29 protein-coding genes are annotated in these 26,587 nt (G+C 40.7%); all 29 read left to right on the top strand.

The window, feature by feature from the left end:
• Window positions 1-2: 2 nt before the first annotated feature.
• The 29 genes from ACSBQP_RS04950 (at window position 3) to ACSBQP_RS04810 (ending at window position 26,582) form a co-directional block, all read left to right on the top strand.
• Entirely contained in the window at window positions 3-767 is a 765-nt protein-coding gene (locus tag ACSBQP_RS04950; protein WP_076821715.1) for a ribonuclease HII, read from the top strand.
• A 28-nt stretch (window positions 768-795) separates the two neighbouring features.
• Window positions 796-2,526, top strand: coding sequence for a glycosyltransferase (locus ACSBQP_RS04945; protein WP_435028231.1), 1,731 nt, complete (start codon window positions 796-798; stop codon window positions 2,524-2,526).
• Window positions 2,523-2,798: a FlhB-like flagellar biosynthesis protein gene (locus tag ACSBQP_RS04940; protein ID WP_008344827.1), complete on the top strand. Its 276-nt coding sequence runs from the start codon at window positions 2,523-2,525 to the stop codon at window positions 2,796-2,798. The genes ACSBQP_RS04945 and ACSBQP_RS04940 overlap by 4 nt, the downstream gene beginning before the upstream one ends.
• Before the next feature lie 176 nt (window positions 2,799-2,974).
• On the top strand, window positions 2,975-4,135 hold the full coding sequence (gene sucC, locus ACSBQP_RS04935; RefSeq protein ID WP_008344824.1) for an ADP-forming succinate--CoA ligase subunit beta: 1,161 nt from the start codon (window positions 2,975-2,977) through the stop codon (window positions 4,133-4,135).
• A 22-nt stretch (window positions 4,136-4,157) separates the two neighbouring features.
• Window positions 4,158-5,060, top strand: coding sequence for a succinate--CoA ligase subunit alpha (sucD, locus tag ACSBQP_RS04930; RefSeq protein WP_007499624.1), 903 nt, complete (start codon window positions 4,158-4,160; stop codon window positions 5,058-5,060).
• 63 nt (window positions 5,061-5,123) lie between these two features.
• Complete coding sequence (gene dprA / locus ACSBQP_RS04925; protein ID WP_008344822.1) at window positions 5,124-6,026, top strand: DNA-processing protein DprA; 903 nt, start codon at window positions 5,124-5,126, stop codon at window positions 6,024-6,026.
• A gap of 194 nt (window positions 6,027-6,220) precedes the next feature.
• Window positions 6,221-8,296 (top strand): type I DNA topoisomerase, encoded by a 2,076-nt coding sequence (gene topA / locus ACSBQP_RS04920; protein ID WP_058213783.1) that lies wholly within the window; start codon window positions 6,221-6,223, stop codon window positions 8,294-8,296.
• Between the two features lie 70 nt (window positions 8,297-8,366).
• A complete protein-coding gene (trmFO, locus tag ACSBQP_RS04915) occupies window positions 8,367-9,671 on the top strand; it encodes an FADH(2)-oxidizing methylenetetrahydrofolate--tRNA-(uracil(54)-C(5))-methyltransferase TrmFO (RefSeq protein WP_007499618.1) in 1,305 nt (434 codons plus the stop codon).
• Window positions 9,672-9,733: 62 nt separating this feature from the next.
• Window positions 9,734-10,651, top strand: a complete 918-nt coding sequence (gene xerC / locus ACSBQP_RS04910; protein ID WP_007499616.1) for a tyrosine recombinase XerC — start codon at window positions 9,734-9,736, stop codon at window positions 10,649-10,651.
• Window positions 10,652-10,665: 14 nt separating this feature from the next.
• Entirely contained in the window at window positions 10,666-11,211 is a 546-nt protein-coding gene (gene hslV / locus ACSBQP_RS04905; RefSeq protein WP_007499614.1) for an ATP-dependent protease subunit HslV, read from the top strand.
• A gap of 16 nt (window positions 11,212-11,227) precedes the next feature.
• Window positions 11,228-12,628, top strand: a complete 1,401-nt coding sequence (gene hslU / locus ACSBQP_RS04900) for an HslU--HslV peptidase ATPase subunit (protein ID WP_057079562.1) — start codon at window positions 11,228-11,230, stop codon at window positions 12,626-12,628.
• A 34-nt stretch (window positions 12,629-12,662) separates the two neighbouring features.
• The gene (gene codY, locus ACSBQP_RS04895; protein ID WP_041108981.1) at window positions 12,663-13,442 is read left to right on the top strand and encodes a GTP-sensing pleiotropic transcriptional regulator CodY; all 780 of its coding nucleotides are present in this window, start codon (window positions 12,663-12,665) and stop codon (window positions 13,440-13,442) included.
• A gap of 288 nt (window positions 13,443-13,730) precedes the next feature.
• Entirely contained in the window at window positions 13,731-14,120 is a 390-nt protein-coding gene (gene flgB, locus ACSBQP_RS04890) for a flagellar basal body rod protein FlgB (RefSeq protein WP_017359092.1), read from the top strand.
• Complete coding sequence (gene flgC, locus ACSBQP_RS04885; protein ID WP_008344813.1) at window positions 14,120-14,572, top strand: flagellar basal body rod protein FlgC; 453 nt, start codon at window positions 14,120-14,122, stop codon at window positions 14,570-14,572. Before flgB ends, flgC begins: the two co-directional genes overlap by 1 nt.
• A gap of 11 nt (window positions 14,573-14,583) precedes the next feature.
• Window positions 14,584-14,901, top strand: a complete 318-nt coding sequence (gene fliE, locus ACSBQP_RS04880; protein ID WP_435028230.1) for a flagellar hook-basal body complex protein FliE — start codon at window positions 14,584-14,586, stop codon at window positions 14,899-14,901.
• A 50-nt stretch (window positions 14,902-14,951) separates the two neighbouring features.
• Window positions 14,952-16,544 carry a flagellar basal-body MS-ring/collar protein FliF gene (fliF, locus tag ACSBQP_RS04875; RefSeq protein WP_017359091.1) on the top strand — a complete coding sequence of 531 codons (1,593 nt, stop codon included), beginning with the start codon at window positions 14,952-14,954 and terminating at the stop codon, window positions 16,542-16,544.
• 11 nt (window positions 16,545-16,555) lie between these two features.
• Complete coding sequence (gene fliG, locus ACSBQP_RS04870; protein WP_017367244.1) at window positions 16,556-17,572, top strand: flagellar motor switch protein FliG; 1,017 nt, start codon at window positions 16,556-16,558, stop codon at window positions 17,570-17,572.
• Window positions 17,565-18,329 (top strand): flagellar assembly protein FliH, encoded by a 765-nt coding sequence (gene fliH, locus ACSBQP_RS04865; protein ID WP_217815755.1) that lies wholly within the window; start codon window positions 17,565-17,567, stop codon window positions 18,327-18,329. The genes fliG and fliH overlap by 8 nt, the downstream gene beginning before the upstream one ends.
• Window positions 18,326-19,642 carry a flagellar protein export ATPase FliI gene (gene fliI / locus ACSBQP_RS04860; protein ID WP_008344803.1) on the top strand — a complete coding sequence of 439 codons (1,317 nt, stop codon included), beginning with the start codon at window positions 18,326-18,328 and terminating at the stop codon, window positions 19,640-19,642. The genes fliH and fliI overlap by 4 nt, the downstream gene beginning before the upstream one ends.
• 8 nt (window positions 19,643-19,650) lie before the next feature.
• Window positions 19,651-20,094 carry a flagellar export protein FliJ gene (gene fliJ, locus ACSBQP_RS04855; RefSeq protein WP_024720352.1) on the top strand — a complete coding sequence of 148 codons (444 nt, stop codon included), beginning with the start codon at window positions 19,651-19,653 and terminating at the stop codon, window positions 20,092-20,094.
• Window positions 20,095-20,106: 12 nt separating this feature from the next.
• Window positions 20,107-20,793, top strand: coding sequence for a MotE family protein (locus tag ACSBQP_RS04850; RefSeq protein ID WP_017359089.1), 687 nt, complete (start codon window positions 20,107-20,109; stop codon window positions 20,791-20,793).
• A complete protein-coding gene (locus ACSBQP_RS04845; RefSeq protein ID WP_435028229.1) occupies window positions 20,794-22,116 on the top strand; it encodes a flagellar hook-length control protein FliK in 1,323 nt (440 codons plus the stop codon).
• Window positions 22,116-22,559, top strand: coding sequence for a flagellar hook assembly protein FlgD (gene flgD, locus ACSBQP_RS04840; protein WP_060781056.1), 444 nt, complete (start codon window positions 22,116-22,118; stop codon window positions 22,557-22,559). The genes ACSBQP_RS04845 and flgD overlap by 1 nt, the downstream gene beginning before the upstream one ends.
• Window positions 22,560-22,580: 21 nt before the next feature.
• Entirely contained in the window at window positions 22,581-23,372 is a 792-nt protein-coding gene (flgG, locus tag ACSBQP_RS04835) for a flagellar basal body rod protein FlgG (protein ID WP_017359086.1), read from the top strand.
• A gap of 37 nt (window positions 23,373-23,409) precedes the next feature.
• Entirely contained in the window at window positions 23,410-23,625 is a 216-nt protein-coding gene (locus ACSBQP_RS04830; RefSeq protein ID WP_008344794.1) for a flagellar FlbD family protein, read from the top strand.
• Entirely contained in the window at window positions 23,622-24,050 is a 429-nt protein-coding gene (fliL, locus tag ACSBQP_RS04825; protein WP_007499592.1) for a flagellar basal body-associated protein FliL, read from the top strand. The genes ACSBQP_RS04830 and fliL overlap by 4 nt, the downstream gene beginning before the upstream one ends.
• 32 nt (window positions 24,051-24,082) lie before the next feature.
• Entirely contained in the window at window positions 24,083-25,081 is a 999-nt protein-coding gene (gene fliM, locus ACSBQP_RS04820) for a flagellar motor switch protein FliM (RefSeq protein ID WP_008354483.1), read from the top strand.
• A complete protein-coding gene (gene fliY, locus ACSBQP_RS04815; protein ID WP_035700748.1) occupies window positions 25,071-26,192 on the top strand; it encodes a flagellar motor switch phosphatase FliY in 1,122 nt (373 codons plus the stop codon). The genes fliM and fliY overlap by 11 nt, the downstream gene beginning before the upstream one ends.
• Window positions 26,193-26,219: 27 nt before the next feature.
• On the top strand, window positions 26,220-26,582 hold the full coding sequence (locus ACSBQP_RS04810; protein WP_007499584.1) for a response regulator: 363 nt from the start codon (window positions 26,220-26,222) through the stop codon (window positions 26,580-26,582).
• Window positions 26,583-26,587: the final 5 nt, after the last annotated feature.

The raw sequence follows: 26,587 nt of genomic DNA, 5'->3' as shown, positions 1-26,587 counted from the left end.
CAATGTACACGGTCAAACAAATAAAAGAATTAATAGAACAACATGCTGACGACGAGTCATACATTCGTGAACTATTGAAAGACGATACAAGAAAAAGTGTCCAAAAGTTGATGGACAAATGGAACAAAGACAGAGAAAAGCAGCAAGAACTGCATGCAGCATGGAAGCAAATGCTGCAATTTGAAACCAAAGCAAAAGCGCAAGGATACACTTATATTGCAGGCATAGATGAAGCAGGAAGAGGACCACTCGCTGGCCCAGTGGTTGCGGCAGCTGTGATATTAAAAGAAGATACCGTCCTACTCGGTTTAAATGATTCAAAACAGCTATCTGAGAAAAAAAGAATGACCTATTATGAGCTCATTCAAAAGGAAGCGCTCGACATCGGCATCGGCATTGTTGATGCGGCAACGATTGACGAAATCAATATATACGAAGCATCAAGACTGGCGATGGTGAGGGCTGTAAAGCAGCTCACTCACACACCTGATTATCTACTCATAGATGCGATGACGCTCCCGCTTCCTACTCAACAGGAGAATATCATCAAAGGAGATGCTAAAAGCGCATCCATCGCAGCTGGTGCATGTATTGCCAAAGTGACAAGGGACCTAATGATGGAAGAGTATGGACGCCAGTACCCTGAGTATCAATTTGAAAAACATAAAGGGTATGGAACGAAAGAGCATCTAGCTGCCATTCAAACACATGGCGCCACACCTATCCACCGGTTATCATTTGCACCAGTGAAATCTGTTATTTCATAAATATATTGACACAAGGAGGCTGCCTGTGATGACAAGAGTTGAAGATATACATACTGCACTGAATAGTCGGCTGAATACGGCAGAATCTGTTCCGCTTAACACGGAAGGAAAGGAAAATATTCACCGGCTCATTCTTGGTAAAGTACTAAAAATGCTTGGAGATGATACAGCGCTTGTTCAAATAGGCGCTACTAAAATAAAAGCGCAGCTAGCGGCTCAGCTTAAAGCCGATTCATTCTATTGGTTCCAATTAGAACAAGAAGGTGGAGGCAGCCTGAGTAAATTAAGAACTGTTCAGCAATTTGACCAAGATCCTAAAACATTAAAGGATGCCGCAGCTAAACTACTAGAAGGTCTGTCGCTTAAAAATGGACTTGAACAAATGTTAACAGCTACAGCCTTTTTAAAAGAAAAACCGGTCATCAACGAAGCAGAGTTAAAAACGGCAGTAAAATGGATTGAACAACTTCAAGGCGCGGATATCAAAAAAGGTCTGCAAGCACTTCTTTTTGCTTTAAAGAAAGATTTGCCGATTCAGCAAGGAGTGCTCCAATCAATATTAGCGATGAAATCCCCCTCTGCACTTCATCAGGATGTGACAGCACTGCTAGATCGATTAACACAGCTTCCGAAGCACTCAGAAGCCACACAGGCTCTTACACAGGCCGTTCGTACGGTCGTAAATGCTAAGACAACCGTTCATGCAGAAAAGCTCTTATCGGTGCTTCTAGGAGCAAAAGAAGGCCAAACGAAGCAAGGAGAAAGCTTGCAGGTGCAGCCTCATGTCAATCCGGCTCAGCAAACAAAGCAGAGCCAGCCCGCCGCTATACAAGGGCGACAGGTGGATACAGTGAATCAGAACAGCGTGCAGCAATTATTAAGTCCAAAACAGCTCCCGCTTCAGCAAATAGAACGCATTCTGACGAGCATCACAAAGCAAGGTACAGACGGACAGCAGCAGCTTGATGTAAAACAACTCACATCACTGGTTCAAGTAGTCCAGCAGGCAGGGCCACAGGCTGACGCAAAGGCAGCCGTGCTTCAAAGGGAATTTCCGTTTCTTTCAAAAACAGAGGCGAACGCATTGGCAAAGGTCATTCAGCAGACTGAACCAGCATTAAGCAATAAAACCGATGTACTCGATTTACTGATGACGATGAAAAAAGCGATAGGTGTACGAGATGAAATTGGGATGCTGAAATTACTGGAAAAGGGCAGCCAAGATGTCAAAAGCCAAGAGCTTCACCAATTAAAGATGGTTTTAAATGATGCAAGGCAAGCTGATGTTCCCGAGCCCGTAAAAAAAGAAGTGGATCAATTATTCCATAGATTAAATGGGCAGTTACTAGTGCATCAGGAAAACCAAACAGTTAGTCAAATGATGGTTTCTTACCCGCTTTTCTCAAAACATAGTGTTCAAGATTTAACCTTTATTCTAAAAGGGCATAAGAAAAAAGATGGCTCTATCGATATTTCTCAGTGCCGTTTAATGTTTTATTTAAACATGGAAAACTTAGAAGAAACGTTAATAGACTGTACGATTCAGCAAAAAGTGATGTCAATTACAGTCGAGACGGCTCACGAACTGCAAGGGACCATTAATCCAATGATTCCAGCTGTTCGAGAGAATTTAAATGCCCTAGGGTATAGTTTGACGGGGATTACAGCGAAAAAGAGAGAAGAGCCAATTGATCCGTCTGACTTTCTAGATGAACACTTTCATAAAATCAGCGAGAAAGGGCTGGACTTACGAGTATGAAAGATTCAAAACCGCTTAGAAGAGCGGTCGCTCTACACTATGATGAAGAAAAACAAAAAGCGCCAAAAGTCGTTGCAACAGGCAGTGGCTATGTGGCTGATCATATTATTGAAGAAGCTCAAAAAGCTGGGGTCCCTATTCAAGAAGACCGTAATTTAGTAGAACTGATGCGCCACTTAACGCTCGATGAGGAAATCCCAGAAGCGTTATACGATACTGTAGCAGAAATATTTTCATTTATCTATCGATTGGATCAAAAAATGAAAAAATAAGGTAAAATAAGTGTTTTGACTGAAAAATTTATATTTTTAATAAAATAAAAGTTTGAATGTTTAGAAGGATTTTACGATTTTACATAGAACCCTAGACATTCTCTTTTTTATTCTTTAAAATGAAAGCGCAGTCTATTTTATAATTTTTGTTTCTACATATGTTGGGAGGATGGGAAATGAATATCCATGAGTACCAAGGAAAAGAAATCCTAAGAAAATATGGGGTTTCAGTTCCAAATGGTAAAGTAGCATTTACACCTGATGAAGCAGTGAAAGCATCAGAAGAGCTAGGAAGCTCTGTATATGTCGTAAAAGCACAGATTCATGCAGGCGGCCGTGGTAAAGCAGGTGGGGTAAAAATTGCAAAAACAAAAGATGAAGTGAAAGGGTTTGCAGAGGAATTGCTCGGCAAGACACTTGTCACACATCAAACAGGGCCTGAAGGGCGCGAAATAAAACGCTTACTTATTGAAGAGGGCTGCGATATTCAAAAAGAATACTATGTAGGACTCGTTTTGGATAGAGCAACATCAAGAATTGTTTTGATGGCTTCTGAAGAAGGCGGTACTGAAATTGAAGAAGTAGCAGAAAAAACGCCAGAAAAAATCGTGAAAGTGGTCATCGACCCAGCGATTGGTCTCCAAGCCTATCAGGCGAGAGAAGTTGCGTTTAAAATTAATATTCCAACAAAATTAGTTGGTCAAGCTGTTAAGTTTATGACAAGCCTTTACAATGCGTTTATTGAAAAGGATTGTTCAATTGCCGAGATAAATCCTCTTGTTGTAACAGGTGATGGAAAAGTCATGGCACTTGATGCAAAATTAAACTTTGATAGCAATGCCTTATATAGACAAAAAGATATATTAGAATACCGTGACCTTGATGAAGAAGATCCAAAAGAGATTGAAGCATCTAAATATGACCTAAGCTACATTTCTCTAGATGGGAATATTGGCTGTATGGTGAATGGAGCAGGCCTTGCGATGTCTACAATGGATATCATCAAGCATTACGGCGGGGACCCTGCAAACTTCCTTGATGTTGGCGGCGGTGCAACTGCTGAAAAAGTAACGGAAGCATTTAAAATCATCTTATCTGATCAAAATGTCAAGGGGATTTTCGTGAACATTTTTGGCGGCATCATGAAATGTGATGTCATCGCAGAAGGTGTTGTTGAAGCGACGAAACAAGTCGGCTTAACATTACCACTCGTTGTACGTCTTGAAGGAACAAACGTTGAATTAGGGAAGAAAATCCTGAGTGATTCAGGCTTAAATATCACTTCTGCTGAGTCTATGGCTGACGGGGCAGAAAAGATTGTATCTTTAGTCAAGTAGAGCAGAAAGGCAGGGAACCTAAATGAGTGTATTTATTAATAAAAATACGAGAGTAATTGTTCAGGGGATTACCGGTTCAACCGCATTATTCCATACAAAACAAATGATTGAGTATGGAACAAATATCGTTGGCGGTGTCACACCTGGAAAAGGTGGAACTGAAGTAGAGGGAGTTCCTGTATTTAATACTGTATCTGAAGCAGTACAGACAACTGGAGCAAATGCTTCTGTTATCTATGTACCAGCACCATTTGCAGCAGACGCCATTTTAGAGGCTGTTGATGCAGAAGTGGATCTAGTGATTTGTATCACAGAACACATTCCAGTTCTGGATATGGTTAAAGTGAAACGCTATATGGAAGGTAAGAAGACAAGACTTGTTGGACCGAACTGTCCTGGCGTGATTACACCTGAAGAATGTAAAATTGGCATCATGCCTGGCTACATTCATAAAAAAGGTCATGTTGGTGTTGTATCTCGTTCTGGAACGCTTACATATGAAGCGGTACATCAGCTTTCAGAGGCTGGTGTTGGTCAATCAACAGCTGTAGGAATTGGCGGAGACCCTGTCAATGGCACGAACTTTATTGATGTATTAAAAGCCTTCAATGAAGATCCTGAAACGCATGCTGTGATCATGATTGGTGAAATCGGTGGTACTGCTGAAGAAGAAGCAGCTGAATGGGTAAAAGCAAATATGACCAAGCCGGTTGTTGGCTTTATTGGCGGTAAAACAGCGCCTCCAGGAAAACGCATGGGACATGCTGGCGCCATTATTTCTGGTGGTAAAGGAACTGCTGATGAAAAAGTAAAAACAATGCGTGAATGTGGAATTGAAGTGGCAGAGACACCATCTGTCATGGGAGAAACCTTAATTAAAGTGTTAAAAGAGAAGAATCTCTTCGAAGCTTGTAAAACGCATTAATGACACAAGAAGACTTGTTCTTTGACAAGTCTTCTTCTTTCTATCTTAAACTGGAGGAATGGTATGTACAACGTGTCCGAAAGAATGATTTTTCACCGCTTAAAAGGCCTCATCTCACCCTCTTTGTTAACAAAATGGTGGAAAGTCGATCCTGAGCTATATATAAATGAAGAAACACATCATTTCAAACAGGATCGATCATTACAAAAGATCGACTTTACCCGCTTACAACAAGCTGAAGAAAATGAATTCCCCATTTTTCAACACATCGTTCAAGCCTATTTAAAGCAAAATATTCACATGATTCCCATCACATCACCTTTATATCCCAGCTCACTAAAACACATTTATGATCCTCCCCCAGTATTATTCCTAAAAGGAAACGTTACCTATTTAAATGAAGAAAAAAGTTTAGGTGTAGTAGGTACACGAGTGCCAACCTCTTATGGAGAAGCGTGCGTGAAGAAAATTGTTGGAGAACTTGTAGAGGAAGATTGGATGATTGTGAGCGGTTTAGCAAAAGGAATTGATGGACTTGCACACAAAGAGTGCATAAGAAAAAAAGGAAAAACGATTGGTGTTGTAGCTGGCGGTTTTCAACATGTATATCCAAAAGAACATGTGCAAATGGCTCAATATATGGGAGAACATCATTTACTGTTGTCAGAGCATCCGCCTTATATCAAACCAGAAAAATGGCATTTTCCAATGAGAAACCGATTAATTAGTGCCTTGACAAGAGGAACCATCGTGGTCCAGTGCAAAGAAAAGAGCGGTTCGCTTATTACAGCCTACCAGGCATTAGAGCAAGGAAAAGAAGTGTTTGCTGTTGCAGGATCGATCTTTGATTCTAATTCTATAGGTCCAGCTAGACTGATTCAGCAAGGTGCCAAGCTTGTTCATTCAACGAAGGATATTTTAGAGGAATTCTCCTTGAGCGGTGTTCAATATACTGAACTCCCATAAAAATATCGTTTGACAAAAGACATCGGAATATTTAATAATAGTGAGGATTTAAGTTTACACTTTGTTTTTCGTGTTTATAATGATGTTCATCATAAAGAATTTTTAACGATTGCCTGTTAGATAGGTGCAATTAACATAAATATAAATTTGTGAAATGGATAAAGAGAGAACACCTCTTAAGGGGGATTTTGAGTATGGCTGATTATTTAGTCATCGTTGAGTCGCCAGCAAAGGCGAAAACGATTGAGCGTTATTTAGGAAAAAAGTATAAAGTAAAGGCTTCAATGGGGCACGTAAGGGATTTACCGAAAAGTCAGCTTGGTGTTGACACTGAGCATGACTTCGAACCGAGATATATTACGATTCGAGGAAAAGGTCCAGTCTTAAAAGAATTAAAAACAGCAGCGAAGAAAGCAAAAAAAGTATATCTCGCAGCTGACCCCGACAGAGAGGGAGAAGCGATTGCTTGGCATTTAGCTCACAGCCTTGACCTTGACCTCTCTTCGGATTGCCGCGTAGTCTTTAACGAGATTACAAAAGATGCAATTAAAGATTCCTTTAAGCATCCACGTATGATCAATATGGACTTGGTTGATGCGCAGCAGGCAAGACGGATTTTAGATCGTCTCGTTGGATATAAAATCAGCCCGATTTTATGGAAGAAAGTCAAAAAGGGCTTAAGCGCCGGTCGTGTTCAATCAGTTGCACTCCGCCTGATTATTGACCGCGAGAATGAAATTAATGAATTCAAACCAGAAGAATACTGGACAATTGATGGCACCTTCCTAAAAGGGAAAGAAAGTTTTGAAGCGAGTTTCTTTGGCGTAAATGGCAAAAAACATCCGCTAAAAACAAAAGAAGATGTAAAAGAAATCCTTTCGAAATTAAAAGGAAGCAAGTTTTCTGTTGAAAAAGTGACGAAAAAAGAACGTAAACGCAACCCAGCTGTTCCGTTTACAACATCTACCTTACAACAAGAGGCAGCGAGAAAACTAAACTTCCGTGCGAAGAAAACGATGATGATTGCACAGCAATTATATGAAGGAATTGATCTTGGTAAAGAAGGTACAGTAGGTCTCATTACATATATGAGAACGGACTCAACACGTATTTCCAATACGGCAATTGAAGAAGTATCTGCTTTCATTGATCAAACGTACGGCAAGAATTTCTTGAATACAACAAAACGTACTGCCAAAAAGAACGAAAATGCACAGGATGCTCACGAAGCCATCCGTCCGACTTCTACGCTAAGAAAACCAGCAGATGTCAAACATGTGCTAAGTAGAGATCAGCTTCGTCTTTATAAATTGATTTGGGAACGTTTTGTGGCAAGCCAAATGGCACCAGCTGTTCTTGATACAATGAGTGTGGATCTTGAAAATAACGGACTTACTTTCCGTGCAAATGGAAGTAAGGTGAAATTCCCTGGATTTATGAAAGTATATGTTGAAGGGAAGGACGACCAGTTAGAAGAAAAGGACAAAATGCTTCCTGATCTGAAAGAGGGAGATACCGTTCTTTCAAAAGATATTGAACCAGAGCAGCACTTCACGCAGCCGCCTCCACGTTACACTGAGGCAAGACTTGTCAAAACCCTTGAAGAGCTAGGTATTGGCCGCCCATCTACGTATGCACCAACATTAGATACCATTCAAAAGCGTGGCTACGTGGCACTTGATAACAAACGGTTTATTCCAACAGAGCTTGGAGAGATTGTGCTCAACTTAATTATTGAATTCTTCCCTGAAATCATTAACGTAGAATTTACTGCGAAAATGGAAAAAGAACTTGATAGCGTTGAAGAAGGTACGATTGAATGGGTACGCATTATCGACAGTTTCTATCAAGATTTTGCAAAACGGGTAGAAAAAGCAGAAGCAGAGATGCAGGAAGTTGAGATCGAGCCTGAATACGCCGGAGTTGATTGCGAAGAGTGTGGTCATCCAATGGTGTACAAAATGGGGAGATACGGTAAGTTCATGGCATGCTCTAATTTCCCTGACTGCCGTAACACAAAACCAATTGTCAAAGATATTGGTGTCAAATGCCCGACTTGTCACGAAGGAAATATCGTTGAACGGAAATCTAAGAAGCGCCGCATTTTTTACGGTTGCGATCGTTTTCCAGAGTGTGAATTCGTCTCTTGGGACAAACCAATTGAAAGAAAGTGTCCAAAATGCGAAAATATGCTTGTAGAGAAAAAGCTGAAAAAAGGCATTCAAGTTCAATGTGTGAACTGTGATTATAAAGAGGAACAACAAAAATAGCGGTGAGCAGCCTTGTTCACCTGCTTTTTTATGTCATCAAATAGAACTTACGAAATAGGAGAGTTGTACAATGAGTCAATTTGTAAATGTGATCGGAGCAGGTTTAGCAGGAAGTGAAGCGGCATGGCAAATTGCCAAGCGCGGAATTAAAGTCCATCTGTATGAAATGAGACCTGTCAAACAAACACCAGCTCACCACACTGATAAATTTGCGGAGCTCGTATGCAGTAACTCATTGCGTGCGAATGCTTTAACGAACGCAGTAGGTGTTTTAAAGGAAGAAATGCGTCATTTAGATTCAGCAATCATCGCAGCAGCAGATGAAAGCTCGGTTCCTGCTGGTGGAGCGCTTGCAGTAGATCGTCATGAATTTGCAGCGAACGTCACAGACCGTGTGAAAAATCACCCGAATGTGACCGTCTTTCAAGAAGAAGTGCAAAGCATTCCAGAAGGTCCGACGATTATCGCAACGGGTCCTCTTACATCAGAAGCACTTTCAAAAGAATTAAAATCTTTAACAGGTGAAGAGTATTTATATTTCTACGATGCAGCAGCGCCGATCCTCGAGAAAGACAGCATCGATATGGATAAAGTGTATTTGAAATCACGTTATGATAAAGGGGAAGCGGCTTATTTAAACTGTCCGATGACAGAAGAAGAATTCGATCGTTTTTATGAGGCGCTCATTTCGGCTGAAACTGTGCCGTTAAAAGAGTTTGAAAAAGAAATCTTCTTCGAAGGCTGTATGCCCATTGAAGTCATGGCCAAAAGAGGGAAAAAAACCATGCTCTTTGGACCGATGAAACCAGTTGGACTTGAAGATCCGAAAACAGGAAAAAGACCTTATGCTGTTGTTCAATTAAGACAGGATGATGCAGCAGGTACTTTATATAATATTGTTGGTTTCCAAACACATCTAAAATGGGGCGATCAAAAGGAAGTATTCCGTTTGATCCCAGGTCTTGAAGAGGCAGAGATTGTTCGTTATGGTGTGATGCACCGTAATACATTTATTAACTCGCCAAGCCTTCTAAAACCGACGTATCAATTTAAAAATAGAGACGACTTATTCTTTGCCGGACAAATGACTGGTGTTGAAGGATATGTTGAGTCTGCGGCTTCAGGACTAGTGGCTGGAATCAATGCAGCTCGTTTTGTTAAAGGAGAAGAGCTTGTGACACTTCCAGAAGAAACAGCGATTGGCAGTATGGCTTACTACATCACATCAACAAACAAGAAAAGCTTCCAGCCGATGAATGCAAACTTTGGCTTGCTGAAAGATCTTGGCGTTCGAATTAAAAACAAACAAGAGCGCTATGCAGAGTACGCTAAACGCGCAATCGAAACTATTCAAACTATTTCGAAATCTCTGTAGTAAAACATTGCACGGGAAGCAAGATATGTGATACCATTTAAAAGCCTTAAAGAGGTGTAAAAATGACAGATAAACAGCGTCTTGTCCACTTATTCATTGAATATTTGCAGATTGAAAAGAACTATTCAGCTTTAACGATCTCAGGTTATACTGAGGCGATTGAAGAGTTTGTCAGATTTATGAACATTCAAGGAATAGACGGTTTTGAAGAGGTATCCTATCAAGATACGAGAATTTATTTAACAGAAGCTTATGAAAAAGGCCTTACAAGAAGAACGATTAGTAAGAAAGTCTCTGCACTTCGCAGCTTTTATAAATTTTTATTAAGAGAACAGCTTGTGAAAGAAAATCCTTTTTTACTCGTTAGCTTACCAAAGCAGGATAAGCGAATTCCTTCATTTTTGTATGAAGAGGAACTAAAAGAGCTATTTACAGTTTCTGATGTAAATACACCGCTTGGTCAAAGAAATCAAGCCATTTTAGAACTTCTTTATGCAACAGGTATGAGGGTCAGTGAGTTATGTTCATTAAAAGAATCTGATCTTGATTTATCGATGGATACAGTGCTTGTTCATGGGAAAGGCAGCAAACAGCGGTATGTACCTTTCGGCTCTTATGCACATGAAGCGCTCTCCACATATTTAGAGGATGGAAGGCAGAAGCTGAAAGTGAAGGGAAAGGATCGTGCTGATTCACATGTGTTTTTGAATCAGCGCGGAGCTCCTCTTACAGACAGAGGCGTTCGATTCATTCTAACTGAATTAATGAAAAAGGCATCTGGCACATTACATATCCATCCTCACATGTTAAGGCACACCTTTGCTACGCATCTTTTAAACGAGGGAGCGGATTTAAGAAGTGTTCAAGAACTTCTCGGTCACTCAAATTTATCATCAACACAGGTGTACACGCATGTATCAAAAGATTCTTTAAGAAAAACGTACATGTCTCATCACCCAAGGGCTTTTAAACGATCCTAAAAGGAGGTTTTTTCATGTCATCATTTCATGCAACCACAATCTTTGCCGTTCAACATAAAGGAAAAAGTGCGATGGCTGGAGACGGTCAAGTCACTTTTGGGCAGGCTGTCGTCATGAAACACACAGCAAAAAAAGTGCGCCGTCTTTTCGGAGGCAAAGTACTCGCAGGTTTTGCTGGTTCAGTTGCAGATGCATTTACACTCTTTGAGAAGTTTGAAACGAAGCTTGAAGAATACGGTGGTAACCTAAAACGAGCAGCTGTAGAACTGGCGAAAGAATGGCGAAGTGACAAGATGCTCAGACAGCTTGAGGCCATGCTGATCGTCATGAATAAAGAAAGCATCCTGCTCGTATCTGGAACAGGAGAGGTCATCGAGCCAGACGATGGCATTTTGGCTATCGGGTCAGGCGGTAACTACGCGCTTAGCGCCGGGAGAGCACTCAAAAAACATGCAGGTGACCATCTCTCAGCTCGAGAGATTGCAAAGGCGGCTCTTGAAACGGCCGGAGAAATCTGTGTCTACACGAACGATCAAATCACTTTAGAAGAGCTTGAATAGAAAGGACATGAGACGTATGGAGAAAAAGCCGTTCACCCCAAGAGAGATAGTTGAAAAGCTTGATCAGTACATTATTGGTCAGCTTGATGCGAAAAAAGCAGTGGCGGTGGCTTTAAGAAACCGTTACAGAAGAAGTCTTTTACATGATAAGCTAAAGGATGAAGTCGTTCCTAAAAACATCTTAATGATTGGTCCGACAGGTGTGGGGAAAACAGAAATTGCCCGCAGAATTGCAAGGATTTCTGGTGCACCTTTCATTAAAGTGGAAGCGACGAAGTTTACTGAAGTTGGATATGTCGGACGTGACGTAGAATCAATGGTCAGAGATTTAGTGGAAACAGCAATCAGAATAGTCAAAGAAGAAAAAATGAAGGATGTTCAAGAAGAAGCGGAAAAACAAGCAAACAAACGGCTTGTTCATCTACTTGTTCCTGGAAAGAAAAAAAGTCAGTCTGTGAAAAATCCTTTTGAGATGCTGTTTGGTGGTTCTGATGCTGATGAAAGTGATCGAGATCACTCAAGTGAAGAAGTAGAGCTTGAGTCGACGAGAAAACGCATTGCGCACCAGCTGGCGATGGGTGAACTTGAAGACCATTACGTCACGATTGAAGTTGAAGAGCAGCAGCCTTCCATGTTTGATATGCTTCAAGGCTCGGGTATGGAGCAAATGGGTATGAACATGCAGGATGCGCTTAGCAATCTCATGCCTAAAAAGAAAAAACGCAGAAAGCTGACCGTCAGAGAAGCGAGAAAAGCGTTAACTGCTGAGGAAGCTTCAAAACTGATTGATATGGATGAAGTCGGTCAGGAAGCCGTGCAAAAAGCAGAGCAGCAAGGAATCATCTTTATCGATGAAATCGATAAAATTGCCAAAAGCGGTGGTGCATCGTCTGCAGATGTTTCTCGTGAAGGGGTTCAACGTGATATTTTACCGATTGTAGAAGGTTCCACTGTGATGACGAAGTATGGGGCTGTGAAAACAGATCATGTTCTATTTGTAGCAGCAGGCGCTTTTCATATGGCGAAACCCTCGGATTTGATTCCAGAGCTTCAAGGGCGCTTCCCAATCCGTGTAGAATTAGATAAATTAAGTATAGAAGACTTTGTGAAAATCTTAACGGAACCAGATAACGCGTTATTAAAGCAATATAAGGCTTTACTTGAAACAGAAGGTATATCTCTTGAATTTTCTGACGATGCTATTCATAAGATTGCCGAAGTGGCTTATCACGTCAATCAGGAGACGGATAACATCGGTGCAAGAAGGCTTCACACCATACTTGAGAAGCTGCTAGAAGAGCTCTCATTTGAGGCGCCTGATATTACAATGGAAACAGTGACTATTACCCCTCAGTATGTAGAAGAGAAGCTAGGAAAGATTGCAAATAACAAAGATTTAAGTCAATTTATACTTTAACAAATGAATAAAGTAATCTAGGAGGATCATTATTATGGCGTTACTACAAAAAACAAGGATTATTAACTCGATGCTGCAAGATGCAGCGGGGAAACCGGTTAATTTTAAAGAAATGGCAGAAACACTGAGAGATGTCATTGATTCAAACATTTTCGTATTAAGCAGAAGAGGGAAGCTTCTTGGCTACTCCATTAACCAGCAGATTGAAAATGCACGTATGAAAAAAATGCTGGAAGATCGTCAGTTCCCTGAAGAATATACAAAAAGCTTATTCAATGTCCCTGAAACATCTTCAAACCTTGACATCAATAGTGAGTACACAGCTTTCCCGATTGAGAACCGTGATTTATTCCAATCAGGTTTGACAACGATTGTACCAATCATCGGAGGCGGAGACCGCTTAGGGACGTTAATCCTTTCTCGTTTGCAAGATACATTCAAAGATGATGATTTAATTCTTGCTGAATACGGCGCAACAGTTGTTGGAATGGAGATTCTTCGTGAGAAAGCGGAAGAAATTGAAGAAGAAGCAAGAAGTAAAGCGGTTGTTCAAATGGCGATCAGCTCTCTTTCATACAGTGAACTTGAAGCGATTGAACATATCTTTGAAGAACTTGATGGAAACGAAGGGCTGCTTGTGGCAAGTAAGATTGCTGACCGTGTAGGAATCACTCGTTCAGTGATCGTAAACGCACTTCGTAAATTAGAAAGTGCAGGCGTTATTGAATCTCGTTCTCTTGGAATGAAGGGAACTTACATTAAAGTATTAAACAACAAATTTTTAATTGAACTTGAAAATTTAAAATCTCACTAATCAAAAACCCCTTTTCGGCCGAAATAAACGCTGAAAAGGGTTTTTTTGTATAAAAAAAGAGGATTTGTCCGAAAAATGACACTCTTTTTTCCAAGAAACCCCTTACAATTCTGTAGTGCTTTGAATCTAGGTCTTTATACCTATTCGTAAAATAGATATATATTACGAGTTTTTTTTACAATTACATCATAGACTTTAATCCTATTATTTCTTACAATGAACATATGGTTTTACAAATCTCGACATGATTAAATGGAATGAAATACATATGATTGGAGGTATATGGTTTTGGATATATTTTCTGGAACGATAAGCAACCTTGAGAATGCCTTGGGCAGAGCGAATGTTAAGCAAAAAGTCATAAGCAATAATATCGCGAATATAGACACACCGAACTACAAGTCTAAAAAAGTTGCATTCCACGACATGCTAAATGATGCGTCAATCAAATTAGATGCTAAAAAAACATACCAAGGTCACATTGATTTTTCTAAAACAGGGTCTAATTATTCAGTTGTTTCGAGTAACCGTACTTCTTATCAAGAAAACGGAAATAATGTCGATATTGATCAAGAGATGAGTGAACTCGCTAAAAACCAAATTCAGTATAATGCGTTGGTTGAAAGAATGAGCGGAAAGTTCAATTCTCTTAAAACAGTTTTGACAGGAGGTAAGTGATGTCAATTTTTTCAGGCGTTAACGCTTCGGCCTCAGCATTAACAGCACAGAGGCTCAGAATGGACGTTGTATCCTCTAACCTTGCGAATATGGATACAACAAGAGCTAAACAGGTTGATGGCGAGTGGGAGCCTTATAGACGCAAGCTCGTCACATTACAGCCGTCAGGTGAATCATTTTCATCTATATTGAACTCAAGCATGAATTCGAGCGGCAAATTAGGAAACGGCGTCAAAGTAACGAAAATTACTGAAGACGAAACTCCATTCAACCTTCAATATGATCCTACAAATCCCGATGCCAATGAAAATGGATATGTTCAAACACCAAACGTTGATCCATTAAAGGAAATGGTTGATCTCATCAGCAGCTCAAGATCATATGAAGCAAACGTGACTGCGCTGAATGCGAATAAAAGCATGCTGATGAAAGCTTTAGAAATAGGAAAGTAAGGTGAAAAGAATTGGTTAACGCAATATCTCCTTTCCAGCTTCAAACCGCTCAGCAAGCAAGTGAATTGACGAATGCATCGTCTGTGCAGGCGGCTTCACCTAAAAGTCAAACGAATTTCTCTGATGTGCTGAAGAATTCCATTGAGGCATTAAATCAATCACAGCTGAAATCAGACCAGTATACGAATGCTCTCGCACAAGGGAAAGATGTCAATCTCGATGAAGTCATGATTGCTTCACAAAAAGCGAGTGTGACACTCACAGCTGCAACCGAGTTTCGGAATAAAGCAGTCGAAGCGTACCAAGAGATTATGAGAATGCAGATGTAGGAGGTGCTGGTGGACAAAAAATAGACTGAATGGAATGACCGGGGGTTAAGATGAATCGTACTTTAATGCAATTAAGAACAAAAACAGTTGAGTTTTGGCGAAATCGATCAAAATTACAAAAAATACTCATGATTGGCGGCGTAGCTGCCCTAGCAATCATTATTACGGTTGTTAGCATCTTTGCTTCTTCTGAAAAAATGGTTCCGTTGTTTAGAGATTTGTCTGAGGCAGAAGCAGGACAAATCAAACAGGAACTGGATGGCAAAAACGTTAAATCGGAACTTGCAAATAACGGAACGACGATTTTAGTTCCAGAAAAGCAAGCGGACACTTTAAAAGTAACACTTGCATCAGAAGGACTTCCTAAAACGGGGAATATTGATTACTCCTTCTTTGCGAACAATTCCGGCTTCGGTTTAACAGATAATGAATTTGATGTTCTGAAAGTAGACGCAACTCAGACAGAACTATCCAATCTGATCAACACGATTGATGGGATTAAAGATTCAAAGGTTATGATTAACCTGCCAAAAGATTCCGTTTTTGTTGGAGAAGAGCAAAGTAATGCATCAGCATCAATTGTGCTGCAAGTTCAACCAGGCTACACGCTTACTCAGCAACAAGTAAAAGGCCTTTATCATCTTATTTCAAAAAGTGTGCCGAATTTAAAAACAGAAAACATTGTCATTATGGACCAAGATTCCAACTACTATGACTTAAACAGCAGCTCAGATTCCTATGCAAGTGGAATGGATGCACAGCAGCAGAAAAAAGAGGAGATTGAAAAGAATCTTCAACGAAAAATTCAACAGCTGCTTGGAACGATGATGGGTCAAGAGAAAGTTGCCGTATCGGTCACTACAGACATTGATTTTACTGAAGAAAAAAGAAAAGAAGATCTTGTCGAACCAGTTGATCAAGAAAACATGCAAGGAATTGCTGTCAGCGCTGAAAAGATTGCTGAAACTTATTCAGGTAATGGCGCAGCAGCTGGAGGCACCGCTGGAACAGGTGACGATGATGTCACAAATTATCAAGGTGCCGATGGAACGAATGGAAGCGGAGATTACGAAAAGAGCGAAGATCGTATCAATTATGAAGTCAACCGCATTCATAAAGATATCAAAGAAAGTCCTTATAAAATCAGAGACGTTGGCATTCAGGCGCTGGTTGAACCGCCTACTGCAAACGATCCGAACTCATTAACTGCTGAAAGGCAGGATGATATCAAAAAAATTCTTTCAACCATCATCAGTACATCGATTGATAAAGAATACACAAACGGTCAAGCGCTCACTCAAGCAGACTTAGATAACAAAATCGTTTTATCTGTATCAAAATTAGACGGTAAACAGCAAACGGCAGCAGAAAACCCTTCAAACAATATTCCGATTTGGGTTTATATTGTTGGCGGTGTGCTACTACTCGCCATTATCGCTCTCATCATTCTTCTCGTACGTAAGCGAAGAAAAGAAGAGGAAGAAGAGTTTGAGTTTGATGAACGTACACCAATCCATGTTCCTGATATCGATACTGAGCCAGAAACAGAAGAAATGGTGAGAAAAAATCAGCTTGAAAAAATGGCAAAAGATAAACCAGAAGACTTTGCTAAATTGCTACGCAGCTGGCTGTCCGAGGATTAGGAGGAATACACATGTCGAGAAAAGATCCAAATCGACTAACAGGCAGACAAAAAGCAGCAATCCTAATGATTTCCTTAGGGCTAGACGTGTCAGCATCTGTATACAAACATCTGTCTGAAGACGAAATAGAAAAATTAACATTAGAAATTTCAAATGTAAGAAGTGTAGATACTGCTAAAAAAGATGAGATCATCGAAGAATTTCACAGCATTGCCATCGCGCAGGACTACATATCACAAGGTGGCCTTATGTACGCAAGACAAGTGCTTGAAAAAGCGCTTGGTGAGGACAAAGCGGACAGCATCTTAAATCGCTTAACATCCTCACTTCAAGTGAAACCATTTGATTTTGCTAGAAAGGCTGACCCAGAGCAAATTTTAAACTTTATCCAGCATGAGCATCCACAAACCATTGCGCTCATTCTTTCCTACCTAGATCCAGTACAGGCTGGACAGATTTTATCTGAGTTAGGCGAAGAAGTACAAACCGAGGTTGCAAGAAGAATTGCTTTAATGGACCGCACATCTCCAGAGATCATCAATGAGGTGGAACGTATTCTTGAACAAAAGCTCTCTTCAACCTTTACGCAAGATTATACCCAAACGGGCGGAGTCGAAGCGGTAGTCGAAGTCCTGAATGGTGTAGACCGTGCAACGGAGAAAACCATTTTAGATACACTGGAAATTCAAGATCCTGAGCTTGCTGATGAAATTAAGAAACGTATGTTTGTCTTTGAAGACATTGTCACTCTTGATAGCAGAGCCATTCAGCGCGTGATTCGAGATGTTGAAAATGACGATTTACTGCTTTCACTCAAAGTGGCAAGCGAAGAAGTCAAAGAAATTGTCTTCCGCAACATGTCGCAACGTATGGTCGAAACGTTCAAAGAAGAAATGGAGTTTATGGGACCTGTCCGGCTTAGAGATGTCGAGGAAGCACAGACTCGTATTGTCAGTATCGTAAGACGACTTGAAGAGGCTGGAGAAATCGTCATAGCTCGAGGTGGAGGAGACGATATCATTGTCTAGGATTATCAAACATGAAACATCTGTTATTCCTGAACAAGGCCGTCAAACCATTCCCTTACAGCAAGTGGAATTCAAAAGAGAACATCACGAAGAAGAGCTTGTCAACGAGACTGAGGCATCTCAGCTTGTATTAAGTGATGCACAAGATGAAGCAAGCCGTATTTTAGAAAAAGCAAATCGTGAGATGGAACAAACAATGGCTGAAATCAATCAGCGGCGAGCTGATTTTGAAGCAGAAAGAGTACAGCTCATTGAAGAAGCAAAACAAACAGGATATCAAGATGGTTTTCAAAAGGGCGAAGCAGATGCGAATTTACAGTATCAATCGATTCTTGATCAAGCGAATGACATTGTCAGCCTTGCAAAGCAGGACTATGAAGCAAAAATCGAAAGCTCTGCTGAAGAAATTGTCGAACTTGCGTTTGAGCTCGCTAAACGAGTATGGAATGCAGTTGAGGACACAAAAGAACAATTTTTAACGCTAGTGAAGCAGGTCATTTCAGAAGTGAAAGAATATGACGATATTTCCATCTATGTCGACCCTGCACATTACGAGCATGTGATGGAATATAAAGATGAATTAAATAGAATCCTTCAAAAGAATACACATCTTGCCATTTACTCGGATGAAAAAGCACCAAAAGGTACTTGTTACGTCGAAACAAGCTTTGGAAAAGTGGAAGCGAGTGTTGATACCCAAATGAATCAGTTAAAAGAAAAGTTATTAGAAGTCATTGATTCAGGTGATCACAAATGAACATAGATGTGCTAAAAGAAACGATTGAAACTGCCGATCCTTATAAACGTTTTGGTAAAGTCAATCGAGTTGTTGGACTGATGATCGAGTCCAAGGGGCCAGAAAGCTCAATCGGTGATGTATGTCTGATTCACAAAAAAGGGAGCAAGAATCATCCGATCAAAGCAGAAGTCGTTGGTTTTAAAGATGAAAACATTTTGCTCATGCCCTACGTAGAAGCCTCTAACATCTCACCAGGCAGTCTTGTTGAAGCAACAGGTGAGTCGTTAAAGGTCAAAGTAGGAACTGGTTTAATCGGGCAGGTTGTTGATGCCTTCGGTGATCCACTGGACGGCAGCATGCTTCCTAAAGGACTTGCACCTGTCTCAACAGAACAATCTCCTCCAAACCCGATGGACAGACCGCCTATTCGTGAAAAAATGGGCGTTGGTGTCAGAGTGATTGACAGCTTGCTCACAGTCGGCACTGGTCAAAGAATTGGCATATTCGCGGGAAGCGGTGTTGGTAAAAGTACCTTGATGGGGATGATTGCCAAGCAGACAGAAGCGGATCTCAATGTCATTGCACTTGTTGGAGAGCGTGGACGTGAAGTTCGCGAGTTTATCGAAAAAGATTTAGGAGCTGAAGGACTGAAGCGTTCGATTGTTGTTGTCGCAACTTCAGATCAGCCCGCACTGACAAGATTAAAAGCAGCCTATACTGCAACGGCCATTGCTGAATATTTCAGAGACAGAGGCAAAAATGTCATGTTCATGATGGATTCTGTCACAAGGGTCGCCATGGCACAGCGAGAAATAGGACTTGCAACAGGCGAACCGCCAACAACAAAAGGATATACGCCTTCAGTGTTCGCTATACTGCCAAAATTGCTAGAACGAACTGGTACAAATCAACTTGGTTCCATCACAGCGTTTTACACAGTGCTTGTTGATGGTGACGATATGAATGAGCCGATCGCTGATACAGTGCGGGGGATTTTAGATGGCCACATAGTACTTGATCGTGCATTGGCCAACAAAGGACAGTTTCCAGCTGTCAATATTCTGAAAAGTATCAGTCGTGTCATGAGTAATATCGCAAGTCATGATCATAAGGAAGCGGCTAACCGGTTCCGCCAGCTTTTATCCACATATCAAAACGCTGAAGACCTCATTAACATTGGAGCATATAAAAAAGGTTCCTCTAAAGATATTGATGAGGCCATGCAAGCTTACCCACAACTGATTTCATTTTTGAAGCAGGATGTTGAAGAGGCTGTATCGATTGAAGACAGTGTGAGGATATTGCTCAGTTTGATGAATAGAGAGGATTGACAAAAACAGTGAGATATCAATACAAATTTCAAAAGCTCTTAGAATTGAAAGAAAGTGAAAAAGACAAATCACTCGCAGCGTATCAACAATCCGTTTCGGCATTTGAGCAAGCCGCTGAAAAACTCTATGAAAATATGAGTAAAAAAGAGCTAATGGAAAAGAGCAAAGAAGAAAAGCTGAGAAGTGGGATGAGTGTTCAAGAAATGCGTCATTACCAGCAATTTGTGACGAACTTAGATAACACCATTCATCATTATCAGCAGCTTGTGATCATGAAACGCCATCAAATGAATGAAAAACAATCTGATTTAACAGAAAAAAATATTGAGTTTAAAAAGTTTGAAAAAATGAAAGAAAAGCAATTTGAAAAGTTCTCCCTTGAACATAAGGCAATTGAAATGAAAGAAATGGATGATATCTCTATCAGCCAATTCATGTTTCAAGGACATTAGGAGTCGAGATGAATGCCTAAGAAGGAAAAAACAAAGGAATCAAGTGGCGGCGGTAAATTTCAATGGATCTTGTTTATTGTCATTATCCCATTGGTTGTGCTTGTGATCGTGACGGGCACAATCCTTTATATGGCGGGTTATGATCTAAAGAAACCGCTCCAAAACATTCCGGGGATTAGCAGCTTGGTTGGATCAGATGACACATCAAAAACGTCATCTTCAAATAACGATCAACGTGATACAGAGTTGAAAGCGTTGAAAAAGACGATTAAAGAACAAGAGAATGAACTTGAAATTGCTCAAAAAGACTTGAAGACAAGTGATGAAGAGATTAAACGATTGAATCAAAAAATCAATTCACTTGAAAAAACATCTGATAAAGAGAACACGTCAGCAAGTGACAGTTCATCAAACAGTACATCATCAAGTAATAACGCATCAGGATCTTCCTCTGATTCGTCAGCATCTTCTAATCAGCAATCAAAAGGAAAGGTCGCCAGCATTTATGAAAGCATGGATGCAGGGAAATCTGCCAAAATTTTATCAGAGCTAAGTGATAAAGAAGCTTTGAAGATCCTTGAAGAACTGAGTAAAAATAAGCTGACGGACATATTAGCAAAACTGACACCTCAGAAGGCAGCAACGTTCACGAAGGAGCTTGCCAAAAAAGAAGAAAGTGAAAATGGAGGTGGACAATAAGTGAAGCTATTGGACATTGGAGCCTTACAGCAATCTTCCCAAGGTCTCTCGGGACTAAAGGGAGAGGGGGCAGTATCTGCTCGCGGCCTGTTTAAACAATTGTTAAATGGCGCAGGTATTCAAAGTGGTCCAGCTATTTCTCAGCCAGCAGAAACCAATCTTTCCATGAATGATGCGATGCAAATCATTGAAAAATGGATGCAATTACCTGAAGAAGGAATAGATGGAGATCTTCTTGCGGCACTTCAGGCGCTGCAAGGTCAAAAGCTTGAGGGGGCTGACTTAAAGTCACTTGAAGAGCTATTTCAAAAGATGGAATCGGTAATCTATGGCGATCAAGATGAGAAGCCAGTTGCTAAACATAGTGAACAGCTCATACAAGTCCACTTTTTCTTATATCAAATACTGAATCAGCAGCCGGTGAGCTTTGATGCAAAACTTGTACAGGATATTCAAGCAAAAGGTGAAGATTTCATCAAGTTTCTAACGAAAAACGGAGCAGATGCAAAGCTCATTCAACAAGTAAAAGAGCAGTTCTTCTCACAAGGATCGGCACCTAAGCTGAATAATATGTCGCAAAGCGAGCTGAAACACTTTAATCAGTTAATCGATCATATGATGGCGAATGCGAAAGGGTCAGATAAAGAGTGGAAAATTTCCTTAGGAGAGTTAAAAGAAATGGTTGCTCCGAGGCAAGAATCTTCCTTCTCATCTCCAGCAAAAGGTGTTGCCTCACTTGAATGGCTCATGAAAAAAGAAGTCACCAAAGGTCAAGGCACTACGGCACCTGCTTCTGAAAAAACAATCACCCATACGCTGCTCCCAGGGCATAAACAGTTCTTCCAACTGCAATCAGCTGCTCCTGTGCAGCAGACGCAAACAACTGACGAAAAGCCAGGCACGGTTGATCAGCAGATTTTAAATACGTGGAAACAAATGAAGTTCACACCATTTGGCAATTCAAGCGGACGGTTTACCGTACGATTAAATCCAGAAAATCTAGGGTTTATTACCATCCAGCTAACGAAACAAAACGGGATGTATGCGAGTAAAATTACAGCTTCAACGCAAGCAGCAAAAGAGCTGCTCGAGCATCATCTGCCGCAGCTCAAGCAGGCGTTACCGAATATGTCGGTTCAAGTTGACCGTTTCCATATACCGCTTCAGTCAAATGAGCAGCCGTCTTTTGGACAATTTAATGAGGAAGGCAAGCAGCAGCCATCAAAAGGACAAAGTTTCCAGCAGCCTGATGAACAGGAAGCTGAATTCCAAGATGTACTGGATGCGCTTGTTGGATCAGAAGAAGAAGAGGAGGAGATCTAATGGCAACTGTTGATGCGACGAATAGAACAGCCGCGCAAGCGGACACTTCTTCAACCGCAGCAAAGAAAACAGATACACTTGGCCGAGATCAGTTCTTAAAAATCTTGCTTACGCAGCTTCAAAACCAAGATCCGACAAACCCGATTGATGACCGTGAGTTTGTCACACAGCTTGCAACATTTTCTTCTTTAGAACAGCAAATGAATATGAACGAATCGATCACCAAAATGAATCAGATCATGTCTACATTTGTTGCACACCAAGATCCATTTACGACATATGTAGGCTGGATTGGTAAAGAAGTAGCAGGCAAACAAGATGATAAAGACATATCTGGCACTGTGAAGTCTGTGAAAAACATAAACAATGAATACTTCCTATATTTAGAAGATGGAACGAAAATCAGCCCTTGGGACGTTACAACTGTTGGAGAAAAATCGTAAGCAAATCGAGGAGGAAAATAAATGTTACGCTCACTTTACTCAGGAATTAGTGGAATGAAAAACTTCCAATCAAAATTAGATGTTGTAGCCAACAACGTAGCCAACGTCAACACACACGGATACAAAAAAAGCCGTATCACTTTTAAAGATATGGTCAGCCAAACCATTGGAAGTTCTGGTGGGCCAACGAACAACTCTGGTTCAATCAACTCAAAGCAAATTGGTTTAGGGTCATCTTTATCTTCAATCGATAAAATCATGTCAGCGGGATCTTCTCAAAATACAAATGAACCTTACGACTTCTATATCAATGGAGATGGGTTTTTCCGTATTGAAGTTCAAGGAGAAGTTCTTTATACAAGAACAGGAAATTTCGACACTGATTCAGAGGGAAGCTTAGTCACCCCTGATGGAAATTATCTACTTGGAATGAATGGACAAAAGATAACGATTCCAGACGGTGTTTCAAGTGTAAGTGTTGGTCCAGATGGAACGATTTCGGTTGTTGAAAACAATGTATCAAGAACCGTTGGTCAAATATCACTCGTATCTTTCCGTAACGCAGGAGGGCTAGACAAAGTTGGTGACAACCTTTACCGCCAAACGTTAAGCTCAGGTGCTCCAAGTAATCCAATCGTACCAGGTGAACAAGGAACGGGCGTCGTCCAAACAGGTAAACTTGAAATGTCAAACGTTGATTTAACAGATGAGTTTACAGAAATGATTATCGCACAGCGTGGATTCCAATCGAATGCAAAGACGATCACAACATCTGATGAAATTCTGCAAGAACTTGTGAATCTGAAACGATAGGAGGTAGGAGGAGCGGTTTATCGCTTCTCTGCTTAATATGATTGAAGTGACAAGATTAAATGGCAAAGGATTTATGCTCAACGCTCTCCATATCGAGCAAATCGAAAGCTTTCCAGACACGACCATTACACTCGCCAATGGAAAGAAATTCGTTGTGAAAGAAGATGAAGAGCAGCTTCAGGAGAAAATCATTTCTTTCTATAGAAAAATCCAAGTCATTTCATTGAATCAAGGAATAGAGGAGTTTGAATGAAGAAGAAATTAGTCGTAGTAATGCTAATCATGATTATTGCTATCGTCGGAATTGGAGCAGGTATTGTCTTTCTGGTGAATGGGTCAGACGAAGCAAAAGCAGAAAAAGAGCCAACAGCAGATGAAGTCGTAAAAGCTTCTGTTGAAATTCCTGAGATTGTGACCAATTTAAAATCTGAAGGAAATGCGGTCAAACTTGTACTAAATATTGAAACAGATTCAGAAAAAGCCAAAGAAGAGCTTGAAAAAAGAAGCTTCCAAGTGAAAGATGCTGTGATCGACATTTTATCAGACACGAATGCAGATGAACTTGATGGCAAAAAAGGCAGAGAACATTTTAAAACACAGGTCAAAAACAAAGTGAATAACTATTTGCAAGATGGCAAGGTGAAAGAAGTTTATATAACCTCCTTTAATCTGCAATAGAGGCGATTAATTGACACGATGGAGGTGAAGAAATGTCAGGAGAAGTGCTTTCCCAGAATGAGATCGATGCATTATTATCCGCCATATCAACAGGCGAAATGGATGCAGAAGAGCTGAAAAAAGAAGAAACGACGAAAAAAGTGAAAGTGTACGACTTTAAACGTGCACTGCGCTTTTCAAAAGACCAGATTCGAAGTTTAACAAGAATTCATGATAACTTCGCTAGACTGCTTACCACACACTTTTCAGCGCAGCTAAGATCATATATTCAAATTTCTGTCAGCTCGGTTGACCAAGTGCCATATGAAGAATTTATTCGTTCGATTCCTAATATGACATTATTAAACTTATTTTACGTCAGCCCGCTTGAAGGAAGAATCATGCTTGAAGTGAACCCAACGATTGGCTATGCCATGATGGATAGGCTGATGGGTGGGATTGGCATTAGTCATAATAAGACAGAATCACTGACAGAAATCGAAACAAAGATTATCTCAAACATGTTTGAGGGAGCTTTGGAAAACTACAGAGAAGCGTGGCAGTCCATAACCGACATCGAGCCAGAAATGGCAGATTTCGAGGTAAATCCCCAGTTTGTTCAAATGGTGTCACCAAACGAAACAGTTGTCGTCATTTCTCTTAATACACAAATTGGTGAGGTAAGCGGGGTTATTAACCTCTGTATTCCTCACGTAGTATTAGAGCCTATTATTCCGAAGCTGTCTGTACACTACTGGATGCAATCGGAACGAAATGAACCGAAACAAGAAGAAACAAAGGCCATTGAAAAACGGATTATGACGGCGAAAATACCGGTAGTCGCAGAGCTTGGACAATCGGAAATGACGGTGGAAGAGTTTTTGAATTTGGAAATTGGTGATTGTATTGCCTTGGACAAACCAGTAAATGCGCCTCTTACTGTTATGGTCGGAAATAAACCGAAATTCTTGGGACAGGCCGGCCGCGTGAATCGGAAACAGGCGATTCAAATTCTAGATCACGACATAAGAGGTGAAGAAGATGGAGAATAACGGAAGTAAATTATCACAAGATGAAATCGATGCGCTCCTTAAAGGAGGCAGCAATGACGATATAGAGCCTGATACACTCCTTTCTGCAATGGAACAAGATGCCATTGGGGAAATCGGAAATATATCATTTGGAAGCTCTGCAACAGCACTTTCAACCCTATTAAGTCAAAAAGTGGAGATTACAACTCCAACTGTCACAGTGATTCAAAAAAGCAAGCTGAATGAGGAATTTCCTCATCCGTATGTCGCGATTGAAGTGAATTATACGGAAGGCTTCAGCGCTAGTAACCTGCTTGTCATCCAACAAACCGATGCGGCAGTCATTGCGGATTTAATGATGGGCGGAGATGGAACAAATGCTGACCCGTCGTTAAGTGAAATTCACTTAAGTGCAGTACAAGAAGCGATGAACCAAATGATGGGTTCAGCCGCGACGTCCATGTCAACAGTCTTTAATAAAAAGATTGATATTTCTCCGCCTCGCGTTGAGCTGCTTGATGTGAAAGAAGGAGAAGGCACAGACCGCATTCCAGCTGAAGAGATGCTTGTTAAAGTGTCCTTTAGATTAACGATAGGTGAACTCATAGATTCAAATATTATGCAGCTTTACCCTATTACGTTTGCGAAAGATTTGATTGCAGAATTAACAGACCCAGCGGAAGAAGAGCCGGTTCAAGAAGCACCTCAGAGTGCACTTGAACCACAGCAGGCTGCTCCGCAAGCACAATCTGCTCCTATGCAGCAATCGGCACCGCCGAAAAGACAGGCGAAGCCAAAGCCGGCAGAACCTGTCAATGTGGCGCCAGTTGAATTTGAGGCATTCAGTGAGCCTCAGCATACAACAAGTCAGCTCGGTAATCTTGATATGCTGATGGATATTCCACTTTCCATTACAGTGGAGCTTGGAAGAACGCAGCGCAGTGTGAAAGAAGTACTTGAACTTTCCGCTGGAAGTATCATTGAACTGGACAAACTTGCAGGTGAGCCAGTCGACATTCTGGTCAACAAACGAATCGTCGCCAAAGGAGAAGTTGTTGTCATTGATGAGAACTTTGGTGTACGTGTGACTGACATTTTAAGTCAGTCTGAAAGACTTTCTAATTTAAAATAAACAAACATATAGGGAGAGAATAAGTAAATGGCTACTAAGGTATTAATCGTAGATGATGCAGCATTCATGAGAATGATGATTAAGGATATTCTTGTAAAAAATGGATTTGATGTAGTAGGAGAAGCAGAAAACGGCGCACAAGCTGTTGAAAAATATAAAGAAACATCTCCTGATCTAGTCACAATGGATATCACAATGCCAGAAATGGACGGGATCACAGCATTAAAAGAAATTAAACAAATCGATGCTTCGGCAAAAATCATTATGTGCTCAGCGATGGGACAACAATCAATGGTTATTGATGCCATTCAAGCAGGTGCAAAAGACTTTATCGTGAAGCCATTCCAGGCAGACCGTGTACTTGAAGCAATTAATAAAACGTTAGGCTAAAAAAG

Source organism: Bacillus sp. G402 (assembly GCF_051172515.1).
GTDB lineage: Bacteria > Bacillota > Bacilli > Bacillales > Bacillaceae > Bacillus > Bacillus altitudinis.
This window is presented reverse-complemented; position numbering and strand designations above follow the sequence as displayed.

What these genes read in the sequence shown, in the direction of transcription:
- hslV (WP_007499614.1), top strand. Translation starts at nt 10,666, where the DNA reads ATGTCATCATTTCATGCAACCACAATCTTTGCCGTTCAACATAAAGGA.
- fliG (WP_017367244.1), top strand. Translation starts at nt 16,556, where the DNA reads ATGTCGAGAAAAGATCCAAATCGACTAACAGGCAGACAAAAAGCAGCA.
- fliI (WP_008344803.1), top strand. Translation starts at nt 18,326, where the DNA reads ATGAACATAGATGTGCTAAAAGAAACGATTGAAACTGCCGATCCTTAT.
- sucD (WP_007499624.1), top strand. Translation starts at nt 4,158, where the DNA reads ATGAGTGTATTTATTAATAAAAATACGAGAGTAATTGTTCAGGGGATT.
- xerC (WP_007499616.1), top strand. Translation starts at nt 9,734, where the DNA reads ATGACAGATAAACAGCGTCTTGTCCACTTATTCATTGAATATTTGCAG.
- ACSBQP_RS04830 (WP_008344794.1), top strand. Translation starts at nt 23,410, where the DNA reads ATGATTGAAGTGACAAGATTAAATGGCAAAGGATTTATGCTCAACGCT.
- fliY (WP_035700748.1), top strand. Translation starts at nt 25,071, where the DNA reads ATGGAGAATAACGGAAGTAAATTATCACAAGATGAAATCGATGCGCTC.
- dprA (WP_008344822.1), top strand. Translation starts at nt 5,124, where the DNA reads ATGTACAACGTGTCCGAAAGAATGATTTTTCACCGCTTAAAAGGCCTC.
- flgC (WP_008344813.1), top strand. Translation starts at nt 14,120, where the DNA reads ATGTCAATTTTTTCAGGCGTTAACGCTTCGGCCTCAGCATTAACAGCA.
- ACSBQP_RS04940 (WP_008344827.1), top strand. Translation starts at nt 2,523, where the DNA reads ATGAAAGATTCAAAACCGCTTAGAAGAGCGGTCGCTCTACACTATGAT.
- fliL (WP_007499592.1), top strand. Translation starts at nt 23,622, where the DNA reads ATGAAGAAGAAATTAGTCGTAGTAATGCTAATCATGATTATTGCTATC.
- flgD (WP_060781056.1), top strand. Translation starts at nt 22,116, where the DNA reads ATGGCAACTGTTGATGCGACGAATAGAACAGCCGCGCAAGCGGACACT.
- ACSBQP_RS04810 (WP_007499584.1), top strand. Translation starts at nt 26,220, where the DNA reads ATGGCTACTAAGGTATTAATCGTAGATGATGCAGCATTCATGAGAATG.
- codY (WP_041108981.1), top strand. Translation starts at nt 12,663, where the DNA reads ATGGCGTTACTACAAAAAACAAGGATTATTAACTCGATGCTGCAAGAT.
- ACSBQP_RS04945 (WP_435028231.1), top strand. Translation starts at nt 796, where the DNA reads ATGACAAGAGTTGAAGATATACATACTGCACTGAATAGTCGGCTGAAT.
- flgG (WP_017359086.1), top strand. Translation starts at nt 22,581, where the DNA reads ATGTTACGCTCACTTTACTCAGGAATTAGTGGAATGAAAAACTTCCAA.
- sucC (WP_008344824.1), top strand. Translation starts at nt 2,975, where the DNA reads ATGAATATCCATGAGTACCAAGGAAAAGAAATCCTAAGAAAATATGGG.
- topA (WP_058213783.1), top strand. Translation starts at nt 6,221, where the DNA reads ATGGCTGATTATTTAGTCATCGTTGAGTCGCCAGCAAAGGCGAAAACG.
- hslU (WP_057079562.1), top strand. Translation starts at nt 11,228, where the DNA reads ATGGAGAAAAAGCCGTTCACCCCAAGAGAGATAGTTGAAAAGCTTGAT.
- fliM (WP_008354483.1), top strand. Translation starts at nt 24,083, where the DNA reads ATGTCAGGAGAAGTGCTTTCCCAGAATGAGATCGATGCATTATTATCC.
- ACSBQP_RS04850 (WP_017359089.1), top strand. Translation starts at nt 20,107, where the DNA reads ATGCCTAAGAAGGAAAAAACAAAGGAATCAAGTGGCGGCGGTAAATTT.
- fliF (WP_017359091.1), top strand. Translation starts at nt 14,952, where the DNA reads ATGAATCGTACTTTAATGCAATTAAGAACAAAAACAGTTGAGTTTTGG.
- ACSBQP_RS04950 (WP_076821715.1), top strand. Translation starts at nt 3, where the DNA reads ATGTACACGGTCAAACAAATAAAAGAATTAATAGAACAACATGCTGAC.
- trmFO (WP_007499618.1), top strand. Translation starts at nt 8,367, where the DNA reads ATGAGTCAATTTGTAAATGTGATCGGAGCAGGTTTAGCAGGAAGTGAA.